Here is a 22,529-nt window from a genome sequence, read left to right as displayed (position 1 = left end):
GGCCCGGCACGAGCCCCGCCGCCCAGGCCCGCCCCGCCGGCCCGCCGCCGAAGAACGCCTCGGCCGCCTCCGCGTCCGGGAACGGCACCGGCCAGGAGTCGAGCCAGCCGCCGATCCGCTCCGGGAGTTCCGGACTCGGGCCCGCCGGGCCCGCCTCGATCAGGACCAGCGCACGGCACACCTCCGGGTGGGCCGCCGCCGTCAGCAGGGCGGTGAGGCCGCCCATCGACTGACCGACCAGCACCGTGTCCTCCCCCGCCAGACCGAACCGGTCCGCGACGGCGAGGACATCGCGGACGTGCGCCGCCCGCGTCACGTCCCCGGGGCGGCGGGTGCTCGCCCCGCTGCCCCGGGCGTCGAAGGCGACCACCCGGTGTGTGGACGCGAACCGGGCCGCCAGCGCCTCCCACTCCCCGCAGTGGCCTGCCAGCCCGTGCAGCAGGAGCAGCGGCGGCCCTTCGCCGCCGTGGTCGGTGCAGAAGAGGTGTACGGGACCGGCCCCGCCCGCCGCTCCTCCGCCGTCCTCGACCGTCACCGTGGTCGTGACCGCTGCCATCCGGAACCCCCGTCTCCCCGTCGCTTCCCCGCACCGCCGTCCCGCCCGGCGGCACCGCCACCCCGAACGCCGGCCTCGGGCCGACGAGCCAACCACAGGTATACCGACGACTTGAAGGAAGCGATGGTGGCGGCGATGGCGAAGATTCCGGCAGCGGCAGTGGCGGCGGGCCGTCACCCGGCGGACCGCCGGCGCCTGAGCCGTTCTCGTGGGCGCGGCCCGGCCCGGCCCTGATGATTTCGGACCGGCCCGGAACGCATCCGGCGCGAGGCTGAACACCCGCCGCGCGCCACCCGTACTACCGGGCAACTCCCCCGCGTGAGCGGGAGCGTGCCCGTACCCGACAGGGCGGGTACCGGCACGCACCCGGAGCCCGCGGCCCGCGCGTCCTCAGCCGCTCAGCGCGTGCGACACCGTGTAGATCGCCAGGCCCGCCAGCGCGCCGACCACCGTGCCGTTGATCCGGATGAACTGGAGGTCGCGGCCGATGTGCGCCTCGATCTTCTTCGAGGTCTGGTCCGCGTCCCAGCCCGCGACCGTCTCGCTGATCAGCGAGGTGATCTCCGCGCGGTACGTCGTCACGACGTACACCGCGGCGTCCTCCAGCCAGCCGTCCAGCTTGCCCTGGAGCCGTGCGTCGCTCGCCAGCCGCGCACCCAGTGACATCAGCGAGGCGCGCGCCCGCATGCGCAGTTCGCTGCGCTCGTCCTCCGCCGCCGAGAGGATCATCGTCCGTACGGAGGACCAGGCCGAGGCGATGACGTCCTGGACCTCGCCGCGGCCCAGGATCTCCGACTTCAGCCGCTCCACCCTCGCCCGGGTGTCGGCGTCGCTCTGGAGGTCGGACGCGAAGTCGCTCAGGAACGTGTCGATGGAGCCGCGCGCCGGGTGCTCCGGCATGTCCCGCATCTCCGTGACGAACCGCAGCAGTTCCTTGTAGACCCGCTCCCCCACACGCTTGTCGACGAACCGCGGGGTCCAGCCGGGGGCGCCGCCCTGCACCGCGTTCATCACCGAGTCGCCGTGCTCCACCAGCCAGTCGTGCGCCCGTACGCAGACGAGGTCGACGACCTTGCGGTGGCCGCCGTCCGTGACGACCTTCTCCAGCATCTTGCCGAGGCCCGGGCCGACCTCCACCGCGTCCGCGCGCCGGGTGATGGCCTCGCCGACCACCGCCTGCACATCGGAATCCCGAAGGACCGTCAGCGCACCGCGCAGGGCCGTCGCCAGCTCGGCGGTGACCCGGTCGGCGTGGGCGGGCTCCGCGAGCCACACTCCGAGCCTCCGGCCGACCCCCAGAGCGTGAATTCGGTCACGAATGACGTCTCCGGAGAGAAAGTTCTCGCCAACGAAGGAACCGAGTGACTGTCCCAGCTGATCCTTCTTGGTGGGGATGATGGCCGTGTGCGGAATGGGCAGGCCGAGCGGGCGCCGGAAGAGCGCCGTGACGGCGAACCAGTCCGCCAGCGCACCCACCATCCCCGCCTCGGCAGCCGCCGCGACGTAGCCCGGCCAGCCCCCCACACCTGAGTTCTTCGCCCAGGTGGCCAGGACGTACACGAGCGCGACGAGCAGAAGGAGGCCGGTGGCCGTGACTTTCATGCGCCGTACGCCGCGCTGTTTCTCCTCGTCGGCGGCGGTGTACGCGAACGAGGCCAGCGGCCCCGCACCCGCCCTCGGCCCCTGTGCCCGCTCCTGCGGGTCCTGCGACGGCTCCTGTGCCCGCAGCGCCGCGCGCTCCAACGGCTGCTTCCGCGACTGCTCCGCCGCACGCTCCGACGGGTCCTGCGACTGCTCCGACTTCTGCACCGCGTCCTCGTCCTGCCCCTGCTCGCCGGATCCGGTCCGTTCCATCCGCTCCACCCGTCCGCGTGCGCCTCGCCCCCGTGACGTACGCATTGTCCCTACCTCCCCTACTCCCGGGCCGCACGTCGAGTTCCCGACGGCCTGCCGCATCATGGGACCAGCACGATCATCACAAGGAGAAACACCGCACATGCCCAGGCGCCAGGGGTATGCCCTGCTCATCGCCCTAGTGGCGGGCACCGCCGTGCTCGCCGCCGCCGTCGCCTTCGGTACGACGCTGCTCTCCGGCCCCCGGGCGACACCGCTCCCGCCCGCCGAGACCCAGGCGGCGGCCCGTAACCCGGTCGCCCCCGCGACCTCGGGCGGGAGGTGGGTCGCCACCTGGACCGCCGCGCCCGTCCGCGCCGAACCGGGCACCGAGGACGGACTCCCCGGACGCACCATCCGTAACGTCGTGCACACCAGCATCGGCGGGGAGGTCGCCCGGATAACCCTGTCGAACCTCTTCGGCACGGGCCCCCTGGTCGTCGACCAGGCCACCGTCAACACCCGGCCGGTGACCTTCAAGGGCGCCGCCGCCGTCACCGTCGCGGCCGGCGGACAGGTCATCAGCGACCCGGTCGTGGTGCCCGTGGCCCCCGACTCCGACCTCCAGGTCGGCTTCCGCACCCCGCGGGCGGGCGGGCCGGTCACCTACCACCCGAACACGCACCAGACCTCCTACCTGATCGACGAACGCGGCACCTGGAGCACCACCCGCTGGCGCTATCTGACCGCCGTGGACGTCCGCAGCGAGAGCGCGCGCGGCGCGATCGTCGCCTTCGGGGACTCGCTGACCGCGGGCAGCGGCTCCACCACCGACGCCAACGCCCGCTGGACCGACGTCCTCGCCGACCGCCTGGGCGGCCGGTACGGAGTCGCCAACGCGGGCATCGCGGGCAACCGGGTCGTGGGCATCGGCCGGGGTACCGGGGGCCAGTCGGGCACCGACCGGCTCGACCGCGACGTCCTGGCGGTCGCCGGAGCCCGGACGGTCGTCGTGGCGCTCGGCATCAACGACGTACAGCAGTCCCCCCAGGAGTCCGACCCCCAGCGCATCGTGGACAGCCTGCGCGCCCTCACCGACCGGGCGCACGCCCGCGGGCTCAGGGTCGTCGGCGCGACGCTGACCCCGTTCGAGGGCTACGCCACCTGGACGCCCCGGCGCAACGCCGTGCGCCAGGCGGTCAACGAGCAGATCCGGGCGGGCACGGTCTTCGACGCGTACGTGGACTTCGACGCGGCGGTACGCGACCCCGCCGCGCCCAACCGGATCCTCTTCTCGTACGACTCCGGCGACCATCTGCACCTCAACGACGACGGGTACCGCGCGCTCGGCGACCGGCTGGACCTGAAGGTCCTGGACCGGGCCGGCACTCCCCGGTCCGATGCTCTGTGAGGCACATGAGACACCTGAGGCACTGCTGAGGCACTGAGCGCTGAGACGCCGAGGCATCGCTGAAGGAGCCACGGAGCCGCCGGAGCCGCACAACGGGCGGTCCGCATCGGGGCCGGCCCAGACCCGCGGTCTCAGAGTTCCTTGCGGCCACCGCCCGCCGCGCCGCCGTCCGGGCCCTCCGGACCGCGTCGGCGGCGCATCTCCCGCTCCGCCTCCTTCGCCTCCTTCAGCCGGCGGCGCTCCGCCTTCGTCCGCTTGCGGTCCACGCCGACGCCGCCCATCAGGGCGAAGCCGGTGATCCGCACGTACGGGGCGGCCGGGTCGGGATCGCCCTCCTCGTTGGCCCCCTCTCCGAAGCCGCCCATGATGCCGACGCCCCTGACATCGACGTTCAGCTCGGGCGGCACGGTCACATGGATGCCGCCCATGATGGTGACGCAGCGGATGACGGTCTCGCGGTCCTCGAAGTACGCCTCGCGCAGATCGATCTCGCCGCCGCCCCACATCGCGAACGCCGTGAACATCCGGCCGACCGTCCAGCGGCCCTTCCGGTTGAACCCGCCCCACAGGGCGAACGCCCCCTTCGAGGTGGCGTTGCCGCCGATCCTCGCGGGCCAGTTCGCTGCGGGGCCCCGCAGCGGAGCGGGCGCGGACGAGCCGGCCGGAGCAACCACCGGGCCCGGCGCCGGAAGGTCCTGGACCAGCGGCTCCAACTCCCCGTGCGTGCGGGCCTTGTAGGCCGTTTCGAGGCGCTGGTCGAACTCGTCCATGTCCAGCCGGCCCTCGGCCACCGCCTCACGCAGCAGTTCCGCGATCCGCTCACGCTCGGCATCGGAGGCGCGCATGTCCGGGCTCTCACTTGTCATGCAGCACAGCCTAGGGAACGCACCCGATCCCGGCACAGACGTTCAGGCCCATACCCTGCGCGCGCCGCCGCCCCGGGAAGGCGCCCGTCACGGCGCGGACTCGTACATCCTCGCGATCACGGCCTCGATGTCCGGCTCCCGTACCGACAGATCGACCAGCGGGTACTCCGCGGCGATCCGCGCCACCAGCGGGGCCGCCGACGCGGCGGCGGGGAACGCCAGCCACTGGCGCGGGCCCTCCACCTTGACCACCCGCAGGGCAGGCCCAACGCCGGCCCCCGCCGGCTCCAGCACGATCGGCGGGAGTTCGCTCTCCAGGTCCACCACGAGCATGCGTTCGCTCTCCCCCACCTCGTGGAGGCCCGCCAGCGAACCGTCGTACATCAGACGGCCGTGGTCGATCACCATCACCCGGTTGCACAACTGCTCGATGTCGGTGAGGTCGTGCGTCGTCAGCAGGACCGTCGTCCCGCGCTCGGTGTTCAACTCCTGGAGGAACTGCCGCACCTTGGCCTTGGAGATCACGTCGAGGCCGATCGTCGGCTCGTCCAGATAGAGCACCTCCGGATCGTGCAGCAACGCCGCCGCGATATCGCCGCGCATCCGCTGCCCCAGCGAGAGCTGCCGTACGGGGACTTCCAACAGCGCGCCCAGGTCCAGCAGTTCGACGCAGCGGTCCAGGTTCTCCCGGTAACGCCGGTCGGGGATGCGGTACATGCGGTGCATCAGCCGGTACGAGTCGCGCAGCGGCAGGTCCCACCAGAGGGTCGTCCGCTGGCCGAACACCACGCCGATGCGGTGGGCCAGCCGGGTGCGTTCGCGGGAGGGGTCGATGCCCGCGACCCGCAGCCGGCCGCCGCTCGGGGTGAGGATGCCCGTCAGCATCTTGATCGTGGTCGACTTCCCGGCCCCGTTCGGGCCGATGTAGCCGACCATCTCGCCGCGGGCCACCCGGAAGCTGATCCCGTCCACCGCCCGCACCTCGCGGCGCTCGCGGCGCAGCAGTCCGGTGCGGCGGCGGACCTGGAAGACCTTCTCGACGCCGTCGAGCGTGATGAAGCCGTCGCCGTCCATGCCTGTGCTCATGCCCGTGCCCGTGCCCTCCTGCGTAAACCCGTCCGACATGTTCCACTCCCGTTCCCCGCCCGGCGCCCGCTGCCCGCCCGACTCCCGCGCCCTGTACGACTCCGGTTCGCTCATTCGCTCAACTGCCCGTACTCCGGTACGCCCGCAGCCCCGCCCGCCACGCGAGGCCCGCGAGCACCCAGCAGCCCGCCGCCACCAGCGGCGGCAGGAACGCCACCCACTGCGGCAGATCGACCGGGTACTCCCGGCCCAGCACGTACAGCGCGGGCAGCCAGCTGACGAAGGCCAGCGGCACCACGAACGTCACCCCGCGCACGAGATCCTTCGCGAAGATCGTGGGCGGATACTGGAGCAGCGTCGTCCCGCCGTACGTGAAGGAGTTCTGCACCTCCGAGGCGTCCTGCGCCACGAACTGGAACGCCGCCCCCGCGACGAAGACCGCCCCGAAGATCGCCGCCCCGCTCACCACCATCATCGGCAGCATCAGCACCTTCAGCGGCGTCCACGCGATGTCCAGCGAGAGCAGCGCGTAGCCCAGCACCAGCAGCCCCTGCGTGATCCGTCCCAGCCGACGCAGCGCGAACCGGTCCGCCGCGACCTGCGCCAGCACCGGGACCGGCCGCACCAGCAGGGTGTCGAACGTCCCGTCCCGGACCCGGCGGCCCACCCGGTCCATCGACCCCAGCAGCAGGTCGCACAGCCCGAACGCGGTGGCCGACACCCCGTACAGCAGGGCGATCTCCTGCAGCGTGTAGCCGCCCAGGGCGTCGACGTGCGAGAACATCAGCAGGATCGTCACGAAGTCGAAGGCCGTCACCGTGAAGTCCCCGAACACCGTCATGGCGAACGAGGCCCGGTACGCCATCGTCGAGCGCACCCACATCGCCATGATCAGCCCGTACGCCCGCACGCCCTCCAGCAGCCGGGGCCGCTCCGGGAACGGGAACGCCTCCGCCGCCCGGATCTCCTCGTCCGCCCGCACCACGCGCTCAGCCACCCTGCACCACCACCCTCCTGGTCGCCGCGGTCTGCACGAGCCGGCCCGCCAGCAGCAGCACCACCGCCCAGCTGCCCTGGAACGCGTACGCCTCCACCAGCCCCCACCCCGCGTGCTTGCCGAGGAAGACATCGGCCGGAACCTGGAGCAGCGAGGACCACGGCAACGCCCGCGCCACCTCGCCCAGCAGCCCGGGGAACAGGTTCAGCGGCAGCAGCATCCCGGAGAAGAACAGCCCGGCCAGCGACACGATCCGCATCGCGCCCGCCCCGTCCATCAGCCAGAACGCCGACATCGCGACCAGATAGCGCATCGCGAAGCTGACCACCACACCCAGGAACACCGAGACGAAGAACGCCGGCCAGGTCCACGGCGACCCCGGGAGCGCCAGATCGAAGGCGAGCGCCCCGAGGAACATCGGCACGACACCGCGCCCCAGCAGATGGAACGCCGCCCGGCCCAGGTCGCCCGCCATCCACCACAGCTGAAGGTCGACCGGGCGGTAGAGATCGACGGCGATGTCCCCCGTACGGATCCGCTCCACCAGCTCGTCCTCGAAGCCGCCGCCCATCATGGCGCAGGCCATCAGCAGAGCCTGGCCGAGCCAGACATAGGTCAGCGCCTCGGACGTGTCGTACCCGCCGAGCTGCGGACGCACGTCCCACAGCGCGATGTAGGTGTAGGCCACGATGAAGCCGAAGACCGTGTTGGTGAACACGCCCGCGGCCGTGGCCGTCCGGTAGGTGGCGTAGCGCCGGAACGCACCCCCCGCCACCACCGCGTAGAGCCGCACGTCGTCCCCTCTCCCCCGCCGCCACCGGCTCCCGACACCAAAGCGGCCGACCTTAGTGCACGCGCCCCGGCCTCCGCGACCGCATTTCGGGACGCCGGATGGCGACCGGTGACGACCGATGACGACCGGTGGAGGGAACGAACCGGGGATAACTGAAGATTTCCTGACTAAACGGGCACTATGGGAGAACTGACCACGCCCGAGGAGCCCCACGGACATGAGCGACGCGTCACAGCACTGGGCACCCCGCGACCCCTCGGGCGCGGCGGCCGCACCCGGAAGCCACCAGGGAGAGCCGCCCGGAAAGAACGGGAAGAACGGGACCAACCGGAGGAACGGCGACAACGGCAGGAACGGGAAGAAGCGGCGCACCGGCTGGCGGCGTGTCATCCCGACCTGGCGGATGGCCCTCGGCACCGTCCTGGGCCTCGCTCTTCTCCTCATCGGCGGATTCGCCGCCGGATACCAGTTCGTCGACATCCCGGCCGCCAACGCCTCGGCCACCGCCCAGTCCAACGTCTACCTCTACAACGACGGCAGCGTCATCGCCCGGGACGGCGAGGTGAACCGGGAGAAGGTCAAGCTCTCCCAGGTCCCCACGACCGTCCAGCACGCCGTACTGGCCGCCGAGGACCGGGACTTCTACTCCGATCGCGCCGTGGACGTGAAGGCGATGGTCCGGGCCGGCTGGAACACCGTGACCGGCAAGGGCAAACAGGGCGGCTCGACGATCACCCAGCAGTACGTCAAGAACTACTACCTCGGCCAGGAGCGGACCGTCGTGCGCAAGGCCAAGGAGTTCTTCATCGCGGTCAAGCTCAACCGCGAGGAGACCAAGGACCAGATCTTCGAGGGCTACCTGAACACCAGCTACTTCGGACGCAACGCGTACGGCATCCAGGCCGCCGCCCAGGCGTACTACAGCAAGAACGTCGAGGACCTCACCACCGCCGAGGGCGCCTACCTCGCCTCCCTGCTGAACGCCCCCAGCGCCTACGACGTCGTCGCCCACCCCGACAACGAACCCGCCGCCCAGCACCGCTGGAACTACGTCCTGGACGGCATGGTCAAGGAGAAGTGGCTCGACGCGGCCGAACGGGCGACGACGACGTTCCCCACCCCCGGCGAGGCCAAACCGTCGACCGGGCTCTCGGGACAGCGCGGCTACATCGTGCAGGCCGTCGACGACTACCTGAACCGGCGCGGCATCCTCGACGAGGAGACCCTCGCCACCGGCGGCTACCGCATCACCACGACCCTCGACAAGCCCAAGCAGGACGCCTTGGTCAAGGCCGTCGACGCCAACGTGATGGCCAGGACCAGCACCGGACGCGAGGCCGACCGCAACGTCCGCGTCGGCGGAGCCTCGATCGTCCCCGAAACCGGCGAGGTCGTCGCCCTGTACGGCGGCATCGACTACACGAAGCAGTACGTCAGCAACGCGACCCGCCGCGACTACCAGGTCGGCTCCGTCTTCAAGCCGTTCGTCCTCACCTCCGCCGTCGTCAACGACTCCACCACCCAGGACGGGCGGCGCATCACGCCCGACACCGTCTACGACGGCGCCAACAAACGCACGGTCGTCGGCCCGCAGGGCCCCACCGACTACGCCCCCGCCAACGAGGACGACGTCGACTACGGCGACATCACCGTGCGCGCCGCCACCGACAAGTCCGTCAACTCCGTCTACGCGCAGATGGCCCAGGACGTCGGCCCCGGAAAGGTCCGGGACACCGCCGTCGCCCTCGGCATCCCCACCGACACCCCCGACCTCACCGCCTCCCCCTCCATCGCGCTCGGCCCCGCCAACGCCAGCGTCCTGGACATGACCGAGGCCTACGCCACCCTCGCCGACCACGGCCGGCACGGCGGTCACGTCCTCGTCGACCAGGTCACCAAGGGCGGCGCGGAGATCGAACTGCCCGAGCGCACGACCGACCAGGCCGTCAGCCGCGAGGCCGCCGACACCACCACCGCCGTGCTGCGCGGCGTCGTGGAGGGCGGCACCGGCACGGCGGCCCAGGCCGTGGGCCGCCCCGCCGCGGGCAAGACCGGCACCGCGGAGGAGGACCGGGCCGCCTGGTTCGCCGGGTACACCCCGGACCTCGCGACCGTCATCGCCGTGATGGGCCAGAACCCGGACACGGGCGCCCAGACACCGCTGTACGGAGCCCTCGGCCTGTCCCGCGTCAACGGCGGCGGCGCCCCGGCCGAAACCTGGGCCGCCTATACGGAAGCGGCGCTGCGCTCCTCCCCGGCCCAGGAGTTCGACCTGGAGCCGGCACCCGGCTCCGACGAGGAGGACGAACCCCCGGTCGACGAGAACCCCGACGGCAACACGGACCCGGCCTCCTCGTCGGAACCCACCACCGCCCCCTCCGGCACCACGCCGAGCAGCCCGCCCACGTCCGGCACGGACACGGACGGGGCGACCAACAGCGGAACGAACGGCACCGCCGGCGCCACCAGCGGCTCCGGAGGAACAGGGAGCACCGGCGGCACCGGCGGTGACGGCGACAGCGGAGGGGACGGCGGAGACTCCGTCGAGGGCGTTCGCGGCCCCGGCCTCCCCGGCGCCCGCCCGGTATGACCGGCCCACCGGAGCCCGTACGTCAGTGCCCGGAGGTCGCCTTCAGGCCGACCACGGCCACCAGCAGCAGACAGACGAAGAAGATCCGGGCAGCGGTCGCCGGCTCGTTCAGCGCGACCATGCCCACGATCGCCGCACCGGCCGCGCCGATACCGACCCACACGCCGTACGCCGTACCGATCGGCAGCGTCTTCGCCGCCTGGGACAGCAACACCATGCTCGCCACGATCCCGAGGCCGGTGAACACGCTCGGCCACAGCCGGGTGAACCCCTCGGTGTACTTCATCCCGATCGACCAGCCCACTTCGAGCACACCGGCAATGATCAACAGAACCCACGCCATGACTGGCACCTCCGACGACAACCACGTGAACAGAACGGGTGCGTCGTCTTTGCAGGCCCGGTACGGCGCGTCTCGTCGGGGTGGTCCCACCGTAGCAAAAAACGGGGAAAGGGCCTGGTGACACCGGTCACCAGGCCCTGAACAGCCACAGGGTCCGAAGTTCCCGGACCGCCACGGTCCTACAGATACAACCCGGTCGAATCCACCGAACCCTCGAACCGGTCGGCGGCCACCGCGTGCAGATCGCGCTCCCGCATCAGCACGTACGCCACGCCCCGCACCTCGACCTCGGCACGGTCCTCGGGGTCGTACAGCACCCGGTCGCCGGGCTCCACCGTCCGCACGTTCTGCCCGACCGCGACGACGACGGCCCAGGCGAGCCGCCGGCCCACCGCGGCCGTCGCCGGAATCAGGATGCCGCCGCCGGAGCGCCGCTCACCCTCGGACGCGTCGTTCCGCACCAGCACCCGGTCATGCAGCATCCGGATGGGCAGCTTGTCGTCTTCGGCGGAGCCGGTGGCGCCGCGATGGCCCTCGTGGGTGTTGTCGCTCACGCCCGCAACCTACCTGCCGGGCCCCGGGCCGTACGCCTCCGGGTACGGAACGCCTCCGGACGCGTACCGACCACCACCGGTCACCCGCGGCGGCGCCTGGACACGGTGAGCAGCCCCACCACGCCGACCACCAGCAGAGCCGCGGGAATCACCCGCTCCAGCCGCGGAGAGCCGTCCTCCGCGACGAACTGCGCCTTCACCTCCGACACCGAGCGGTTCACCGCGACGAAGGCACGGCCGGCCGTCCGGTCCACGGACTGGGCCGCCTTCGCCTTGGCGTCACCGATGATCGTCTTCGGGTGTACCCGCACCCCGATCTCGTCGAGCACCACAGCGAGCTGCTCGCGCCTGCTGATGATGTCCGCCTCGATCTGCGCAGGGGTCCTGGCATCCGACACTGCGCCGCCTCCGTGGTCGTCGTCCGGTAAACCTTCGTCTGAACCTTCATCGACAGTCTGTCAGCTCGAACCCCCGCACACCCGGCGGCACCCCTATTACCCTCGGTCCCGTCCGACCCGTGCACCACCCGAGGAGAACCACATGAGCGAGCGACTGAAGCCCGGCGACACCGCTCCCGCCTTCACCCTTCCCGACGCCGACGGCAACGAGGTGTCGCTCGCGGACCACAAGGGCCGCAAGGTCATCGTGTACTTCTACCCGGCGGCGCTTACCCCCGGATGCACCAAGCAGGCCTGCGACTTCACGGACAACCTCGACCTCCTGACGAGCGCCGGGTACGACGTCATCGGCGTCTCCCCCGACAAGCCGGAGAAGCTCGCGAAGTTCCGCGACACGGAGAACCTCAAGGTCACTCTGGTGGGCGACCCCTCCAAGGAAACTTTGGAGGCCTACGGCGCCTTCGGCGAGAAGAAGCTCTACGGCAAAGTAGTGACCGGCGTGATCCGTTCGACGGTCGTCGTCGACGAGGACGGCAAGATCGAGCACGCGTTCTACAACGTGAAGGCAACCGGCCACGTGGCCAAGATCATCAGGGATCTGGGCATCTGACACCCACCGGCGCCCGCCGCGAACCACCCGCCCCGCACACGGTTCCGACACGCTCCCCGGCCGGAGAACGTGTCGAGATCGTGTGAGGGAGATCGCATCGGCCCCCGAAGTCGGTTTGCGACCGCCACGACCGCGCAGAAGCCTTTCCTGGAACACACTCCGAGGAAAGGACCCGGCCATGGCGGCCCCCGACCCCCACCAGGCGGCCGACCCCGATGCGGTCAAACGCCACCCCACGCTCTTCCGGGCCATCCGGAAACGGCGGAACCCGCGGCTGCGCCGGACAGACATCACGGTCACCGACGACGCCGCGGTCAAGCGGGCCGTGAAGGCCGCCTCCCTGGGTAACGCCATGGAGTGGTTCGACTTCGGGATCTACTCCTACCTGGCCGTGACGATCGGACACGTGTTCTTCCCGTCCGGGAACGACACCACCCAGCTCCTCTCCTCCTTCGCGACCTTCGCGGTGGCCTTCCTCGTACGACCGCTCGGCGGCATGTTCTTCGGCCCGATGGGGGACAAGGTCGGCCGCAAGAAGGTCCTCGCGCTGACGATGATCCTGATGGCCCTCGGCACGTTCGCGATCGGCCTGATCCCCTCGCACGACACGATCGGCGTCTGGGCCGCGGTCCTGCTCATCTTCTTCCGGATGCTCCAGGGCTTCTCCACGGGCGGTGAGTACGGCGGCGCCTCGACGTTCATCGCCGAGTACGCCCCCGACAAGCGGCGCGGCTTCTTCGGCAGCTTCCTGGAGTTCGGCACCCTGGCCGGCTACGTGGGCGCGGCAGGCCTCGTGACGGCCCTGTACGCCCTCCTGACCGACGCGCAGATGGAGACCTGGGGGTGGAGGATCCCGTTCCTCGTCGCGGGCCCGCTGGGCCTGGTCGGCCTCTACCTGCGACTGCGCCTGGACGAGACCCCGGCCTTCCAGAAGCTGGAGGGCGGCACGGCGCACGCGAGCGAGGCGGCGGACGGCGTCGAGTCCACGGCCAAGGGCGACCTGGCGAAGATCTTCCGGCAGCACTGGCGGACGCTGATCCTCTGCATCTGCCTGGTCGGCGCGTACAACATCACCGACTACATGCTGCTGTCGTACATGCCGACGTACCTCTCCGACGAGCTCGGCTACAGCGAGACGCACGGCCTGCTGATCCTGCTGGCGGTGATGCTGTTCCTGATGACGATCATCAGCCAGATCGGCAGGGCCTCCGACCGCTTCGGCCGCAAGCCGCTGCTGATGACCGGGATGCTCGGCTTCCTCCTCCTCTCCCTCCCCGCGTTCCTCCTCATCCGGATCGACGGCATCTTCCCGATCACGGTCGGCATGCTGATGCTGGGCCTCTCCCTGGTCTGCATGCTCGGCACGATGTCGGCGGCGCTCCCGGCCCTGTTCCCGACGAACGTCCGCTACGGGTCCCTGTCGGTCGGCTACAACCTCTCCGCGTCGCTCTTCGGCGGCACGACCCCGCTGGTGATCACGGCCCTGATCAGCTGGACCGGCTCCAACCTGATGCCCGCGTACTACGCGATGGCGGCGGCCCTGGTCGGCCTGATCGCGGTCGCCTGCATGAAGGAGACCGCCCAGCAGCCCCTGATCGGCTCCCCGCCGTCGGTCGAGACGGACGAGGAGGCGGCGGAACTGGTCCAGGCGCAGGCGCCGGAGCCGAAGTTCTGACCCGCTCCCTTCCGGCCCCTCCCTCGGTGGCACGGCCCGCACCGCTCGACGCGAGCGGTGCGGGCCGTTCCGCGTCCTCGCCGCATTTCAGGCGTGACTGTCCGATAAACGGTTCGTTACTTCGTACGAGGCTGCGAACGGGCGGCCGGGACGGAGGGGGAACCCATGGGGAACAGCCCGTACACACGAGAGCGGCTGGCGGAGGCGGCATCGTCGTCGCGGACGCTGTCGGAGGCGCTGACGAAGCTCGGGGTGGATCCGAAGAGTTCGACACGGCGGTATCTCGCCGACCGCATGCGGAAACTCGGTGTGGACACCCGTCATTTCGAGCGCGACGGTGCTCGCTGGACCAAGGAAGCCCTTCAGGCGGCGGTTGTGTCCTCGACCACCATGTGCGAAGTGCTGCGGCGCCTCGGCCTTGAGGTCGTAGGGGGTCAGCACACCCACATCAGCCGCCGCGTCAAGGCTCTCGGGATCGACACGTCGCACTTCTCGGCACCGTCGAGGACGGGCGAGATGCGGCGTCGACGTCCGGAGGAACTACTGGTGGACCAAAGCCAGACCCCCGGACGGCGCATACCCGGCGCGCGGCTCAAGCGGGCCATGATTGCCATGGGTACCACGGAGTGCTGCGCCCTCTGCGGCACAGGACGGACATGGCGGGAGCGGCCTCTGCCTCTTGAGGTCGATCACATCGACGGAAACTGGCGGAACAACCAACCGCGCAATCTCCGGCTTCTCTGTCCCAACTGCCACTCGACGACCGACACATATCGCGGTCGCGGCAAGGGACTTCGCGCTTCGGCGCGGAACGAGAGCCGAAGCCGATGAGTACCCGCAGTGGCTATACACGCGAGCGGCTGGCCGAGGCAGCCCGTCAGTGCGCCGACATCGAGGAGGTCATCGCCTTCCTGGGTACTCGCCCCTACGGCCGACTCAGCCGCTACTTGTTCGATCGCTTCAAGCATTTCGGGATCGACGTGTCCCACTTCTCCCGCCGCAACTACCGCAGAGCCGGGGAGCGCCCCTCAACCACCGAACTCGCACAGGCCGTCGCCGCTGCCGTTTCCATCGCCGACACCCTGAGGCGGTTGGGCCGGACGGACACTACGAGCCAACGGCAGCACTTACGCGAGTGGATCGCCGAGGACGGGCTCCCCACTTCGCACGTTCTGGGGCAGGGACACCAGCGAGGACGCGCCGGACCCACCCCTCTCCGGACCGTTGAACAGATCCTGGTAAAACACGAGGGAGCGCGCCGCACGAAGACGGCCCTATTGCGCCGAGCGCTGAAGGAAGTCGGCAACACGGAGGAGTGCGCCGAGTGCGGCACCCCCGCGCTCTGGCTGGGCAAGCCCATGACACTGGAGGTGGATCACATCAACGGCGACTGGAGCGACGACCGCAGGGAGAATCTCCGGCTCCTGTGCCCGAACTGCCACGCGGTGACGCGCACCTGGTGCAGAGGCGGCGGCATCGCGGAGTCCTGAAAGTTTCCCCCTCATACCCGCCGCACTCCGATCGCAGAGCGCAGTAAGCTGAGATCTGCTGCGCGGCCGTGGCCAAACTGGTATCGGCGGGTGTTTTAGGGGCATCTGGGAGAAATCCTGTGTGGGTTCGAATCCCACCGGCCGCACGCCCACGATGAGGGGCCGTCCCGATCGGGACGGCCCCTCATCGCCTCACCCCACCAACTCCCGCACCACCGGCGCCAACGCCCGGAACGCCTTCCCGCGGTGGCTGATCGCGTTCTTCTCCGCCGGGGTCAGCTCCGCGCAGGTGCGGGTCTCGCCCTCCGGCTGGAGGATCGGGTCGTAGCCGAAGCCGTATCCGCCCGACGGGGTGTGGCGCAGGGTGCCGTTCAGGCGGCCCTCGACGACGCGTTCCGTGCCGTCGGGGAGGGCCAGGGCGGCGGCGCAGGCGAAGGAGGCGCCGCGGTGTTCGTCGGCGATGTCGCCGAGTTGGGCCAGGAGCAGGTTCAGGTTGGCCGTGTCGTCGCCGTGGGTGCCGGACCAGCGGGCCGAGAAGATGCCGGGGGCGCCGCCGAGGACGTCCACGCAGAGGCCGGAGTCGTCGGCGACGGCGGGGAGGCCGGTGGCGCGGGCCAGGGCGTGGGCCTTGAGGAGCGCGTTCTCGGCGAAGGTGACGCCGGTTTCCTTGACGTCGGGGATGTCGGGGTACGCGTCCGCGCCGACGAGGTCGAGGGCGAGTCCGGCGTCGGCGAGGATGGCGTGGAGTTCGGTGACTTTCCCGGCGTTGCGGGTGGCGAGGATCAGGCGCTTCATGGGGCGATTATCGCCCCGGGCGGGAGGGTGGGCCGGTCGCGCCCCCGGCCCGCCCCGTCCCTGGTGCTTACGGGCTGCAGACCTTGCCGATCTCCGTCGCCGCGTCGGTCACCGGGGTGATGTCGGGGGTGGCGTCGCCGCCCTCGATGGACTCGCGGACGTTGGTGACGCCGGCCTGGAGGTCGTCGACGGCCTTGGAGAGGTCGGCGTTGTCGGTGGAGTCGTCGAGTTTCTTCAGCTCGCGGTCGATCTCGTCCAGGGACTCGGAGGCCTGGGTGACGTCCTCGGAGGCGTTGGAGACGGCCTGCTGGAGCTTGCCGACGCTGGTGGCGATGGCGTCGGCGGTGCGGACGCAGTCGAGCGCCTTGTCGAGGCCGGCGCACCCCACGGCCGTGGTCAGCGTCAGCAGGGTGGCGGCGGTGGCGAGTGCGAGGCGTTGGTGGCGGCGCGAAGCCATGGTGCGGTCCCTCCCCGGGGTCGTTACGTGGACGGGCGCACGGTTCGACCCGCGCGCCCGTATCCGTAACGACGCTCTGTGGTGCGTATGTGGTTGCTTCTCTACCCGCGGCGGGTGGGTCGCTACGCGTCCTGGGTGCGGGCGAGTGCGTCGCGCTGGAGTGCGGCGAGGTCGACGCAGCCGGCGGTGGCGAGGTCGAGGAGCGCGCCGAGTTCCTTGCGGTCGAAGGGTGCGCCCTCGGCGGTGCCCTGGACCTCGACGAAGCGGCCGTCCCCGGTGCAGACGACGTTCATGTCGGTCTCGGCGCGGACGTCCTCCTCGTAGCAGAGGTCGAGGAGCGGGGTGCCGTCGACGATGCCGACGCTGATGGCGGCGACGGTGTCGGTGAGCGGCTTGCGGCCGGCCTTGACGATCTTCTTGCCCTGGGCCCAGGCGACGGCGTCGGCGAGGGCGACGTAGGCGCCGGTGATGGCGGCCGTACGGGTGCCGCCGTCGGCCTGGAGGACGTCGCAGTCCAGGACGATGGTGTTCTCCCCGAGGGCCTTGTAGTCGATGACGGCGCGCAGGGAACGGCCGATCAGGCGGCTGATCTCGTGGGTGCGTCCGCCGATCTTGCCGCGTACGGCTTCGCGGTCGCCCCGGGTGTTGGTGGAGCGGGGCAGCATGGAGTACTCGGCGGTGACCCAGCCTTCGCCGCTGCCCTTGCGCCAGCGCGGGACGCCTTCGGTGACGGAGGCGGTGCAGAAGACTTTGGTGTCGCCGAAGGAGATGAGGACTGAGCCCTCGGCGTGCTTGCTCCAGCCGCGTTCGATGGTGACGGGGCGGAGCTGTTCGGGGGTGCGGCCGTCGATGCGAGACATGGGCCCGACCCTATCCGGTGGCGGGGGTGGCTCCGTTCGGGTGCGGTGGGGCCGCCGGGGATCGCGTGGGCGGGGGTGTACGGCATGGCGCGGCCCCGTCCTCCGGCGGGGACGGGGCCTGCGGTTTCCGGCGTGGGGTCAGCCGGTCACATCATGTCTTCGATGTCGGCGGCGATGGGGTCCGCGTCGGTGCCGATGACGACCTGGATCGCGGTGCCCATCTTGACGACGCCGTGGGCTCCGGCGGCCTTGAGGGCGGCTTCGTCGACCTTGCTGGGGTCGTGGACCTCGGTGCGGAGGCGGGTGATGCAGCCTTCGATCTCGTCGATGTTGTCGATACCGCCGAGCCCGGCGACGATCTTCTCAGCCTTGGTGGCCATGTCCTTCTCCCTGGTTTCGCGCGCAGACAGCCGCCCGCTGCGGGTCCGTTTCGTCACGGTAACGCACGGTTGGCCCAACTTCGCGAGCGGGTAACCGGATGATCCCGAAAGATGACGATCACCGGCGCCCTGCCTTCGGGACGGACCCCGGACCGTGACGCAACTGGTCTACACCAGTTTGCAACGACCGCCAAACGTGAAGTGTTCGGGGAGGACGCCCATGAGTTCGAGCGCCGCTGCGGTACCGCAGCAAAAATGGTGGAACGGACCGGTCCAGGGCCTGCAGAAGGTCGGGCGGAGCCTCCAGCTCCCGGTGGCCGTCCTCCCCGCCGCCGGCCTGCTCGTCAGCCTCGGCAACCTCTTCAGCTCGTACCTGGACGGCGCCTTCTGGGACAAGACCTCCAAGGTCCTGCTCAACGGCGGCGGCGCGATCCTCGACGGCGAGCTCGGCCTGCCCCTGTTGTTCTGCATCGGCGTCGCCATCGGCTTCGCGAAGAAGGCGGACGGCTCCACCGCGCTGGCGGCCGTCGTCGGCTTCCTGGTCTACCGGGGGGTGCTGACCGCCTTCCCCATGGACGGCACCGTGACGGAGGCCCTGCCCGACGGCGAGCCACAGAACCCCGGCGTGCTCGGCGGCATCCTGATCGGGCTGCTGACCGCGGTCGTCTGGCAGCGCTACCACCGCACCAAGCTGGTCGACTGGCTCGGGTTCTTCAACGGGCGGCGCCTGGTGCCGATCCTGATGGCGTTCCTCTGCGTGATCCTCGGTGTGCTGTTCGGCCTGCTGTGGCAGCCGGTGGGCGACGCGCTGACCTGGTTCTCCAAGCAGCTGATCGACCTCGGCTCCTGGGGTGCGGCGATCTTCGGCTTCGCAAACCGGTTGCTGATCCCGATCGGCATGCACCAGTTCCTGAACACGTTCTTCTGGTTCCAGGCGGGCGAGTTCACCGGAGCGGACGGCCAGACCGTGCAGGGCGACATCTCCCGGTTCTTCGCCCAGGACCCGTCGGCCGGCCAGTTCACCTCGGGCTTCTTCCCGATCATGATGTTCGGCCTGCCCGCCGCGGCCCTGGCCATCACCCACTGCGCGCGGCCCGAGCGCCGCAAGGAGGTGGCGGGTCTGATGGTCTCGGTGGCACTGACCTCGTTCGTCACGGGCGTGACCGAGCCGATCGAGTTCTCGTTCATGTTCGTCGCGCCGCTGCTGTACGGCGTGCACGCGGTGCTCACCGGGGCGTCGATGGGCATCACCTGGCTACTGGGGGTGCACGCGGGGTTCAGCTTCTCCGCCGGATTGATCGACTACGTCGTCAACTGGCATCTCGATACGAAACCCTGGCTGATCATCCCGATCGGCGCGTGCTTCGCGGTGATCTACTACGTGGTCTTCCGTTTCGCGATCACCAAGTTCGACCTCAAGACACCGGGGCGCGAACCGGAGGAGATCGAGAAGGAGATCGAGCAGGACCTCACCAAGTAGCACGGGGCAGCAGGACAGCGGGGCTTCGAGCCCGGCACGCACGGCACGCGCAAGGCCCTCGGACCACCCGGTCCGGGGGCCTTCGCCATGTCACCGAAAGTGCCGGATCTGCTACTGCGAATAAACAGGGAATTGCAGGTTCCTTATCTAACCCTCACCATGCTAAAACTGGTCTACACCACTGAGTGGTCCAGACCACGGCTGTCTGCCGCCGTCTGCCGAGTCGCCGCCTCCCCGCATCCACCCCCTGGGCGGCACCGTGTCCCATGGAGGAAGTTGATGACCACGGCTGAGACCGCACCCGCGGCCGAGAAGAAGAAGGGCGCCGGCGTGATGTCCGTCATGCAGCGCATCGGCCGCAGCCTCATGCTGCCGGTCGCCGTGCTGCCGGCCGCCGCACTCCTGGTCCGCCTCGGCAACGACGACATGCTGGGCCGCGAGTCGTTCCCGACCTTCATAACGAAGCTCGCCGGCTACATGTCCGCGGGCGGCAACGCGCTCCTCGACAACATGGCGCTGCTGTTCGCCGTCGGCATCGCGATCGGCTTCGCGAAGAAGTCGGACGGCTCCACCGCCCTGGCCGCCGTCACCGGCTACCTCGTCTTCCAGAAGGTGCTCGCGACCTTCACCGACGGCAGCCTGCCGCAGAAGGCCACCGTGGTCGACGACAAGATCGTGATGGTCGACGCCCCCGTCAACGCCGGTGTCCTCGGCGGTGTCGTGATAGGTATCGTCGTGGCGCTGCTCTACCAGAAGTTCTACCGGACGAAGCTGCCCGACTGGGCGGGCTTCTTCAGCGGCCGCCGTCTGGTCCCGATCCTCTCCGCCTTCGCGGGTCTGGTCATCGGCATCCTCTTCGGTCTGATCTGGCCGGTCCTCGGCGCCGGCCTGCACAACTTCGGTGAGTGGCTGGTCGGCTCCGGCGCGGTCGGCGCGGGCATCTTCGGTGTCGCCAACCGTGCGCTGATCCCGGTCGGCATGCACCACCTGCTGAACTCCTTCCCGTGGTTCCAGGCGGGCGAGTACAACGGCAAGAACGGCGACATCGCCCGGTTCCTGGAGGGCGACCCCACGGCCGGACAGTTCATGACCGGCTTCTTCCCGATCATGATGTTCGCCCTTCCGGCGGCCTGCCTCGCGATCGTCCACTGCGCCCGTCCCGAGCGCCGCAAGGTCGTCGGCGGCATGATGTTCTCCCTCGCGCTGACCTCGTTCGTCACCGGTGTGACCGAGCCGATCGAGTTCACCTTCATGTTCGTCGCCCCGGTGCTGTACGCGATCCACGCGGTGCTGACCGGTGTGTCGATGGCCCTGACCTGGGCGCTCGGCATGAAGGACGGCTTCGGCTTCTCGGCCGGTCTCGTCGACTTCCTGCTGAACCTCGGCATCGCGTCGAAGCCCTGGCTGCTGGTCCTGGTCGGCCTCTGCTTCGCGGTGGTCTACTACGTGGTCTTCCGCTTCGCGATCACCAAGTTCAACCTCCCGACCCCGGGCCGGGAGTCGGACGAGGAGCTCGCCGAGCTGCAGAAGGCCGAGGCGAAGTAGCCTCCGCCACGCCCGTACGACGAAGCCCCCGCTTCCCGAAGATGTCTTTCGGGGGCGGGGGCTTCGCCGTACCTGCCGTACGGCCGCGTCACACCTGGCGTACGGGTGCGGGCAGCCGGTAGACCTGGCGGGAGCCGCCCTCCGGGCCCGGGCCGGCCGCCTCGCCGGGGCGGAAACCGAGCCGTTCGTAGAAGACCCGGGCCCCGCTCTCCACGGCCCCGGGGTGGTCGGGGCCGAAGGTGATCACCTCGACGGTGCCGGGCCCGGTGACGTACCGGCGCATCGCCTCCGCCATCAGCAGCCGGCCCACTCCCGCGCCCCGGAAGCGCCCGGAGGTGACGAGCCAGTGCACGTGGTACGTGGGCGGTTCGGCGCCGAACAGCAGGCCGCCGACCGGGCCGGACGCGTCGGCCGAACCGTCGGGTTCGGCCGACTCGGCGACCAGCGCCGCCCCGTCACGGATGTGGGCCTTCACCGCGCGGTGGAAGCCCGGCTCCTCGACCATCGGCCCGAACCAGTGCTCGACCTGGGACGCCAGGGCCAGGAAACCGTCGAGATCGCCTTCCCGGGCGGGTCTGATCGTGATCATCCCCGAAGTCTCGCAGAGCGGGCCGCGGCTCGGCGGCCGGCTGTCAGAACTCGTACACCGCTCCCGGGACCGCCAGTTCCACCGGGCCCGGGTAGGCCGCACGGGCGTCGGCGGCGTTGCGGTCGGCGTCGGTCCACGGCGGGATGTGGGTGAGGACGAGCCGGCGCGCTCCGGCGCGGGCCGCCGCCTCGCCGGCCTCGCGGCCGTTGAGGTGCAGGTCCGGGATGTCCTCCTTGCCGTCGACGAACGACGCCTCGCAGAGGAACAGGTCCGCGTCCCGGGCCAGCTCCTCCAGCGCCTCGCAGGCCCCCGTGTCGCCGGAGTAGGTGAGGGCGGAGCCGCCGTGCTCGACCCGGATGCCGAACGTGTCGACGGGGTGGCGGAGCTTCTCCGTACGGACGGAGAAGGGGCCGATCTCGAAGGACCCCGACTTGAGGGTGTGGAAGTCGAAGACCTCGCTCATCGCCCGGTCGGAGGGGGTGTCCCCGTGGGCGGCGGTCAGACGCTGCTCGGTGCTTTCGGGCCCGTAGACCGGGAGAGGGACGGGGCGGGCGCCGTCGTGGCGGTAGTAGCGCACGACGAAGTACGCGCACATGTCGATGCAGTGGTCGGCGTGCAGATGGCTGAGGAAGATCGCGTCGAGGTCGTAGAGACCGACGTGGCGCTGCAGCTCGCCAAGGGCGCCGTTGCCCATGTCGAGGAGCAGCCGGAAGCCGTCGGCCTCTACGAGGTAGCTCGAGCATGCCGAACCCGTGGAGGGGAACGAGCCGGAGCAGCCGACGACGGTGAGCTTCATGGAGCGTGAACCTCCGGTACGCGGGAACGGGGAGGGTTCGTGCGATTCCGCCGGAGCTTCGTACGGTGCCTGCGGAGCTTTGTACGGTTCCTGCGGAATGGGTTCTGCGGTTTGTCGAGCGTAAGGCGCGAAACTCCACGTCGCTCCTCCGCTGCCCTCCGTTGTGGGGGAACTCACCTGCTCTGTCACCGGTTCGATGGAAGCGCGCCCACCGGCCGTCCCGTCGCGTCCGTTCCGGCCGCCGGTACGGTCGGGGGATGAACACGTTCTGGTGGGTGGCGCTGGTCGCCGTGGTTCTGCTCGCGCTCGTGGCCGCGGTGGTGGACGGCCGGGGGCGCTCGGACCGCGGTCCCCGCTCGCGGCGGCCCCGGCAGCGGGCGGGGTCGACCCGGCCGCCGTCCCGGCCCTGTCTCTTATACACATCT

The 22,529-nt window shown here is 70.3% G+C and carries 23 protein-coding genes, 1 tRNA gene and 1 riboswitch; of the genes, 9 read left to right on the top strand and 15 right to left on the bottom strand.

Annotation, left to right across the window (positions count from 1 at the left end; all coding sequences use genetic code 11):
- Both CR470_RS21305 and CR470_RS21300 read right to left on the bottom strand, forming a co-directional pair.
- On the bottom strand, positions 1-556 hold a 556-nt coding region (locus CR470_RS21305), incomplete at its 3' end, for an alpha/beta fold hydrolase (RefSeq protein WP_143663850.1).
- 390 nt (positions 557-946) lie between these two features.
- Positions 947-2,410, bottom strand: coding sequence for a DUF445 domain-containing protein (locus tag CR470_RS21300; protein ID WP_257138868.1), 1,464 nt, complete (start codon positions 2,408-2,410; stop codon positions 947-949).
- 142 nt (positions 2,411-2,552) lie between these two features.
- On the opposite strand from CR470_RS21300, the gene CR470_RS21295 reads away from it, so the two are divergent.
- Positions 2,553-3,800, top strand: a complete 1,248-nt coding sequence (locus tag CR470_RS21295) for an SGNH/GDSL hydrolase family protein (RefSeq protein ID WP_097869146.1) — start codon at positions 2,553-2,555, stop codon at positions 3,798-3,800.
- 131 nt (positions 3,801-3,931) lie between these two features.
- Here the strand turns inward: CR470_RS21295 and CR470_RS21290 are convergent, their stop codons facing one another.
- The 4 genes from CR470_RS21290 to CR470_RS21275 all read right to left on the bottom strand — a co-directional run bounded on the left by CR470_RS21290 (position 3,932) and on the right by CR470_RS21275 (position 7,542).
- Positions 3,932-4,645, bottom strand: coding sequence for a DUF1707 SHOCT-like domain-containing protein (locus CR470_RS21290; RefSeq protein WP_097869145.1), 714 nt, complete (start codon positions 4,643-4,645; stop codon positions 3,932-3,934).
- Between the two features lie 108 nt (positions 4,646-4,753).
- Positions 4,754-5,791, bottom strand: coding sequence for an ABC transporter ATP-binding protein (locus tag CR470_RS21285; protein ID WP_257138867.1), 1,038 nt, complete (start codon positions 5,789-5,791; stop codon positions 4,754-4,756).
- Between the two features lie 79 nt (positions 5,792-5,870).
- Positions 5,871-6,749, bottom strand: a complete 879-nt coding sequence (locus CR470_RS21280; RefSeq protein WP_097869143.1) for an ABC transporter permease — start codon at positions 6,747-6,749, stop codon at positions 5,871-5,873.
- Positions 6,742-7,542, bottom strand: a complete 801-nt coding sequence (locus CR470_RS21275) for an ABC transporter permease (protein ID WP_097869142.1) — start codon at positions 7,540-7,542, stop codon at positions 6,742-6,744. Before CR470_RS21275 ends, CR470_RS21280 begins: the two co-directional genes overlap by 8 nt.
- 217 nt (positions 7,543-7,759) lie before the next feature.
- Here CR470_RS21275 and CR470_RS21270 point away from each other — a divergent pair, with 217 nt between their 5' ends.
- Complete coding sequence (locus tag CR470_RS21270; RefSeq protein WP_097869141.1) at positions 7,760-10,132, top strand: transglycosylase domain-containing protein; 2,373 nt, start codon at positions 7,760-7,762, stop codon at positions 10,130-10,132.
- Positions 10,133-10,154: 22 nt separating this feature from the next.
- Here the strand turns inward: CR470_RS21270 and CR470_RS21265 are convergent, their stop codons facing one another.
- The 3 genes from CR470_RS21265 to CR470_RS21255 all read right to left on the bottom strand — a co-directional run bounded on the left by CR470_RS21265 (position 10,155) and on the right by CR470_RS21255 (position 11,427).
- Positions 10,155-10,475 (bottom strand): DMT family transporter, encoded by a 321-nt coding sequence (locus CR470_RS21265; RefSeq protein WP_097869140.1) that lies wholly within the window; start codon positions 10,473-10,475, stop codon positions 10,155-10,157.
- A gap of 37 nt (positions 10,476-10,512) precedes the next feature.
- Positions 10,513-10,571, bottom strand: a riboswitch (guanidine-III (ykkC-III) riboswitch).
- A gap of 83 nt (positions 10,572-10,654) precedes the next feature.
- Positions 10,655-11,029 (bottom strand): GroES family chaperonin, encoded by a 375-nt coding sequence (locus tag CR470_RS21260; RefSeq protein WP_257138866.1) that lies wholly within the window; start codon positions 11,027-11,029, stop codon positions 10,655-10,657.
- Positions 11,030-11,109: 80 nt separating this feature from the next.
- Positions 11,110-11,427: a DUF3618 domain-containing protein gene (locus CR470_RS21255; RefSeq protein ID WP_097869139.1), complete on the bottom strand. Its 318-nt coding sequence runs from the start codon at positions 11,425-11,427 to the stop codon at positions 11,110-11,112.
- A 142-nt stretch (positions 11,428-11,569) separates the two neighbouring features.
- Here CR470_RS21255 and bcp point away from each other — a divergent pair, with 142 nt between their 5' ends.
- From bcp to CR470_RS21230, 5 genes are all read left to right on the top strand, one after another.
- Entirely contained in the window at positions 11,570-12,037 is a 468-nt protein-coding gene (gene bcp / locus CR470_RS21250; RefSeq protein ID WP_097869138.1) for a thioredoxin-dependent thiol peroxidase, read from the top strand.
- Positions 12,038-12,215: 178 nt separating this feature from the next.
- Positions 12,216-13,712 (top strand): glycine betaine/L-proline transporter ProP, encoded by a 1,497-nt coding sequence (gene proP / locus CR470_RS21245; RefSeq protein ID WP_097869137.1) that lies wholly within the window; start codon positions 12,216-12,218, stop codon positions 13,710-13,712.
- A gap of 165 nt (positions 13,713-13,877) precedes the next feature.
- Positions 13,878-14,543: an HNH endonuclease signature motif containing protein gene (locus CR470_RS21240; protein WP_097869136.1), complete on the top strand. Its 666-nt coding sequence runs from the start codon at positions 13,878-13,880 to the stop codon at positions 14,541-14,543.
- Positions 14,540-15,202 (top strand): HNH endonuclease signature motif containing protein, encoded by a 663-nt coding sequence (locus CR470_RS21235; protein WP_097869135.1) that lies wholly within the window; start codon positions 14,540-14,542, stop codon positions 15,200-15,202. The genes CR470_RS21240 and CR470_RS21235 overlap by 4 nt, the downstream gene beginning before the upstream one ends.
- 62 nt (positions 15,203-15,264) lie before the next feature.
- Positions 15,265-15,348: transfer RNA gene (locus CR470_RS21230), tRNA-Leu, on the top strand.
- Between the two features lie 46 nt (positions 15,349-15,394).
- Here CR470_RS21230 and rdgB read toward each other — a convergent pair.
- The 4 genes from rdgB to CR470_RS21210 form a co-directional block, all read right to left on the bottom strand.
- Positions 15,395-15,997: an RdgB/HAM1 family non-canonical purine NTP pyrophosphatase gene (rdgB, locus tag CR470_RS21225; protein ID WP_097869134.1), complete on the bottom strand. Its 603-nt coding sequence runs from the start codon at positions 15,995-15,997 to the stop codon at positions 15,395-15,397.
- A 67-nt stretch (positions 15,998-16,064) separates the two neighbouring features.
- Complete coding sequence (locus CR470_RS21220; protein ID WP_097869133.1) at positions 16,065-16,454, bottom strand: hypothetical protein; 390 nt, start codon at positions 16,452-16,454, stop codon at positions 16,065-16,067.
- Positions 16,455-16,576: 122 nt separating this feature from the next.
- A complete protein-coding gene (gene rph / locus CR470_RS21215) occupies positions 16,577-17,314 on the bottom strand; it encodes a ribonuclease PH (protein WP_018958495.1) in 738 nt (245 codons plus the stop codon).
- 146 nt (positions 17,315-17,460) lie between these two features.
- Positions 17,461-17,724 (bottom strand): PTS glucose/sucrose transporter subunit IIB, encoded by a 264-nt coding sequence (locus CR470_RS21210; RefSeq protein WP_257138869.1) that lies wholly within the window; start codon positions 17,722-17,724, stop codon positions 17,461-17,463.
- Between the two features lie 190 nt (positions 17,725-17,914).
- Here CR470_RS21210 and CR470_RS21205 point away from each other — a divergent pair, with 190 nt between their 5' ends.
- Entirely contained in the window at positions 17,915-19,174 is a 1,260-nt protein-coding gene (locus CR470_RS21205; protein ID WP_097869132.1) for a PTS transporter subunit EIIC, read from the top strand.
- 279 nt (positions 19,175-19,453) lie between these two features.
- On the top strand, positions 19,454-20,719 hold the full coding sequence (locus CR470_RS21200; protein WP_097869131.1) for a PTS transporter subunit EIIC: 1,266 nt from the start codon (positions 19,454-19,456) through the stop codon (positions 20,717-20,719).
- 88 nt (positions 20,720-20,807) lie between these two features.
- Here the strand turns inward: CR470_RS21200 and CR470_RS21195 are convergent, their stop codons facing one another.
- Together CR470_RS21195 and CR470_RS21190 are read right to left on the bottom strand one after the other, a co-directional pair.
- Positions 20,808-21,308, bottom strand: a complete 501-nt coding sequence (locus CR470_RS21195; RefSeq protein ID WP_179892334.1) for a GNAT family N-acetyltransferase — start codon at positions 21,306-21,308, stop codon at positions 20,808-20,810.
- 43 nt (positions 21,309-21,351) lie between these two features.
- Positions 21,352-22,104, bottom strand: a complete 753-nt coding sequence (locus CR470_RS21190; RefSeq protein WP_097869130.1) for an MBL fold metallo-hydrolase — start codon at positions 22,102-22,104, stop codon at positions 21,352-21,354.
- Positions 22,105-22,529 lie beyond the last annotated feature (425 nt).

The organism is Streptomyces sp. rh34, assembly GCF_002551245.1.
Lineage (GTDB): Bacteria > Actinomycetota > Actinomycetes > Streptomycetales > Streptomycetaceae > Streptomyces.
The sequence above is the reverse complement of the archived record's forward strand: the minus strand, read 5'-3'. Positions and strand labels throughout refer to the sequence as shown.

What these genes read in the sequence shown, in the direction of transcription:
- CR470_RS21270 (WP_097869141.1), top strand. Translation starts at nt 7,760, where the DNA reads ATGAGCGACGCGTCACAGCACTGGGCACCCCGCGACCCCTCGGGCGCG.
- CR470_RS21300 (WP_257138868.1), bottom strand. Translation starts at nt 2,410, where the DNA reads ATGGAACGGACCGGATCCGGCGAGCAGGGGCAGGACGAGGACGCGGTG.
- CR470_RS21205 (WP_097869132.1), top strand. Translation starts at nt 17,915, where the DNA reads ATGAGTTCGAGCGCCGCTGCGGTACCGCAGCAAAAATGGTGGAACGGA.
- CR470_RS21235 (WP_097869135.1), top strand. Translation starts at nt 14,540, where the DNA reads ATGAGTACCCGCAGTGGCTATACACGCGAGCGGCTGGCCGAGGCAGCC.
- CR470_RS21290 (WP_097869145.1), bottom strand. Translation starts at nt 4,645, where the DNA reads ATGCGCGCCTCCGATGCCGAGCGTGAGCGGATCGCGGAACTGCTGCGT.
- rdgB (WP_097869134.1), bottom strand. Translation starts at nt 15,997, where the DNA reads ATGAAGCGCCTGATCCTCGCCACCCGCAACGCCGGGAAAGTCACCGAA.
- bcp (WP_097869138.1), top strand. Translation starts at nt 11,570, where the DNA reads ATGAGCGAGCGACTGAAGCCCGGCGACACCGCTCCCGCCTTCACCCTT.
- CR470_RS21200 (WP_097869131.1), top strand. Translation starts at nt 19,454, where the DNA reads ATGACCACGGCTGAGACCGCACCCGCGGCCGAGAAGAAGAAGGGCGCC.
- rph (WP_018958495.1), bottom strand. Translation starts at nt 17,314, where the DNA reads ATGTCTCGCATCGACGGCCGCACCCCCGAACAGCTCCGCCCCGTCACC.
- CR470_RS21285 (WP_257138867.1), bottom strand. Translation starts at nt 5,791, where the DNA reads ATGTCGGACGGGTTTACGCAGGAGGGCACGGGCACGGGCATGAGCACA.
- CR470_RS21195 (WP_179892334.1), bottom strand. Translation starts at nt 21,308, where the DNA reads ATGATCACGATCAGACCCGCCCGGGAAGGCGATCTCGACGGTTTCCTG.
- proP (WP_097869137.1), top strand. Translation starts at nt 12,216, where the DNA reads ATGGCGGCCCCCGACCCCCACCAGGCGGCCGACCCCGATGCGGTCAAA.
- CR470_RS21190 (WP_097869130.1), bottom strand. Translation starts at nt 22,104, where the DNA reads ATGAAGCTCACCGTCGTCGGCTGCTCCGGCTCGTTCCCCTCCACGGGT.
- CR470_RS21265 (WP_097869140.1), bottom strand. Translation starts at nt 10,475, where the DNA reads ATGGCGTGGGTTCTGTTGATCATTGCCGGTGTGCTCGAAGTGGGCTGG.
- CR470_RS21240 (WP_097869136.1), top strand. Translation starts at nt 13,878, where the DNA reads ATGGGGAACAGCCCGTACACACGAGAGCGGCTGGCGGAGGCGGCATCG.
- CR470_RS21295 (WP_097869146.1), top strand. Translation starts at nt 2,553, where the DNA reads ATGCCCAGGCGCCAGGGGTATGCCCTGCTCATCGCCCTAGTGGCGGGC.
- CR470_RS21220 (WP_097869133.1), bottom strand. Translation starts at nt 16,454, where the DNA reads ATGGCTTCGCGCCGCCACCAACGCCTCGCACTCGCCACCGCCGCCACC.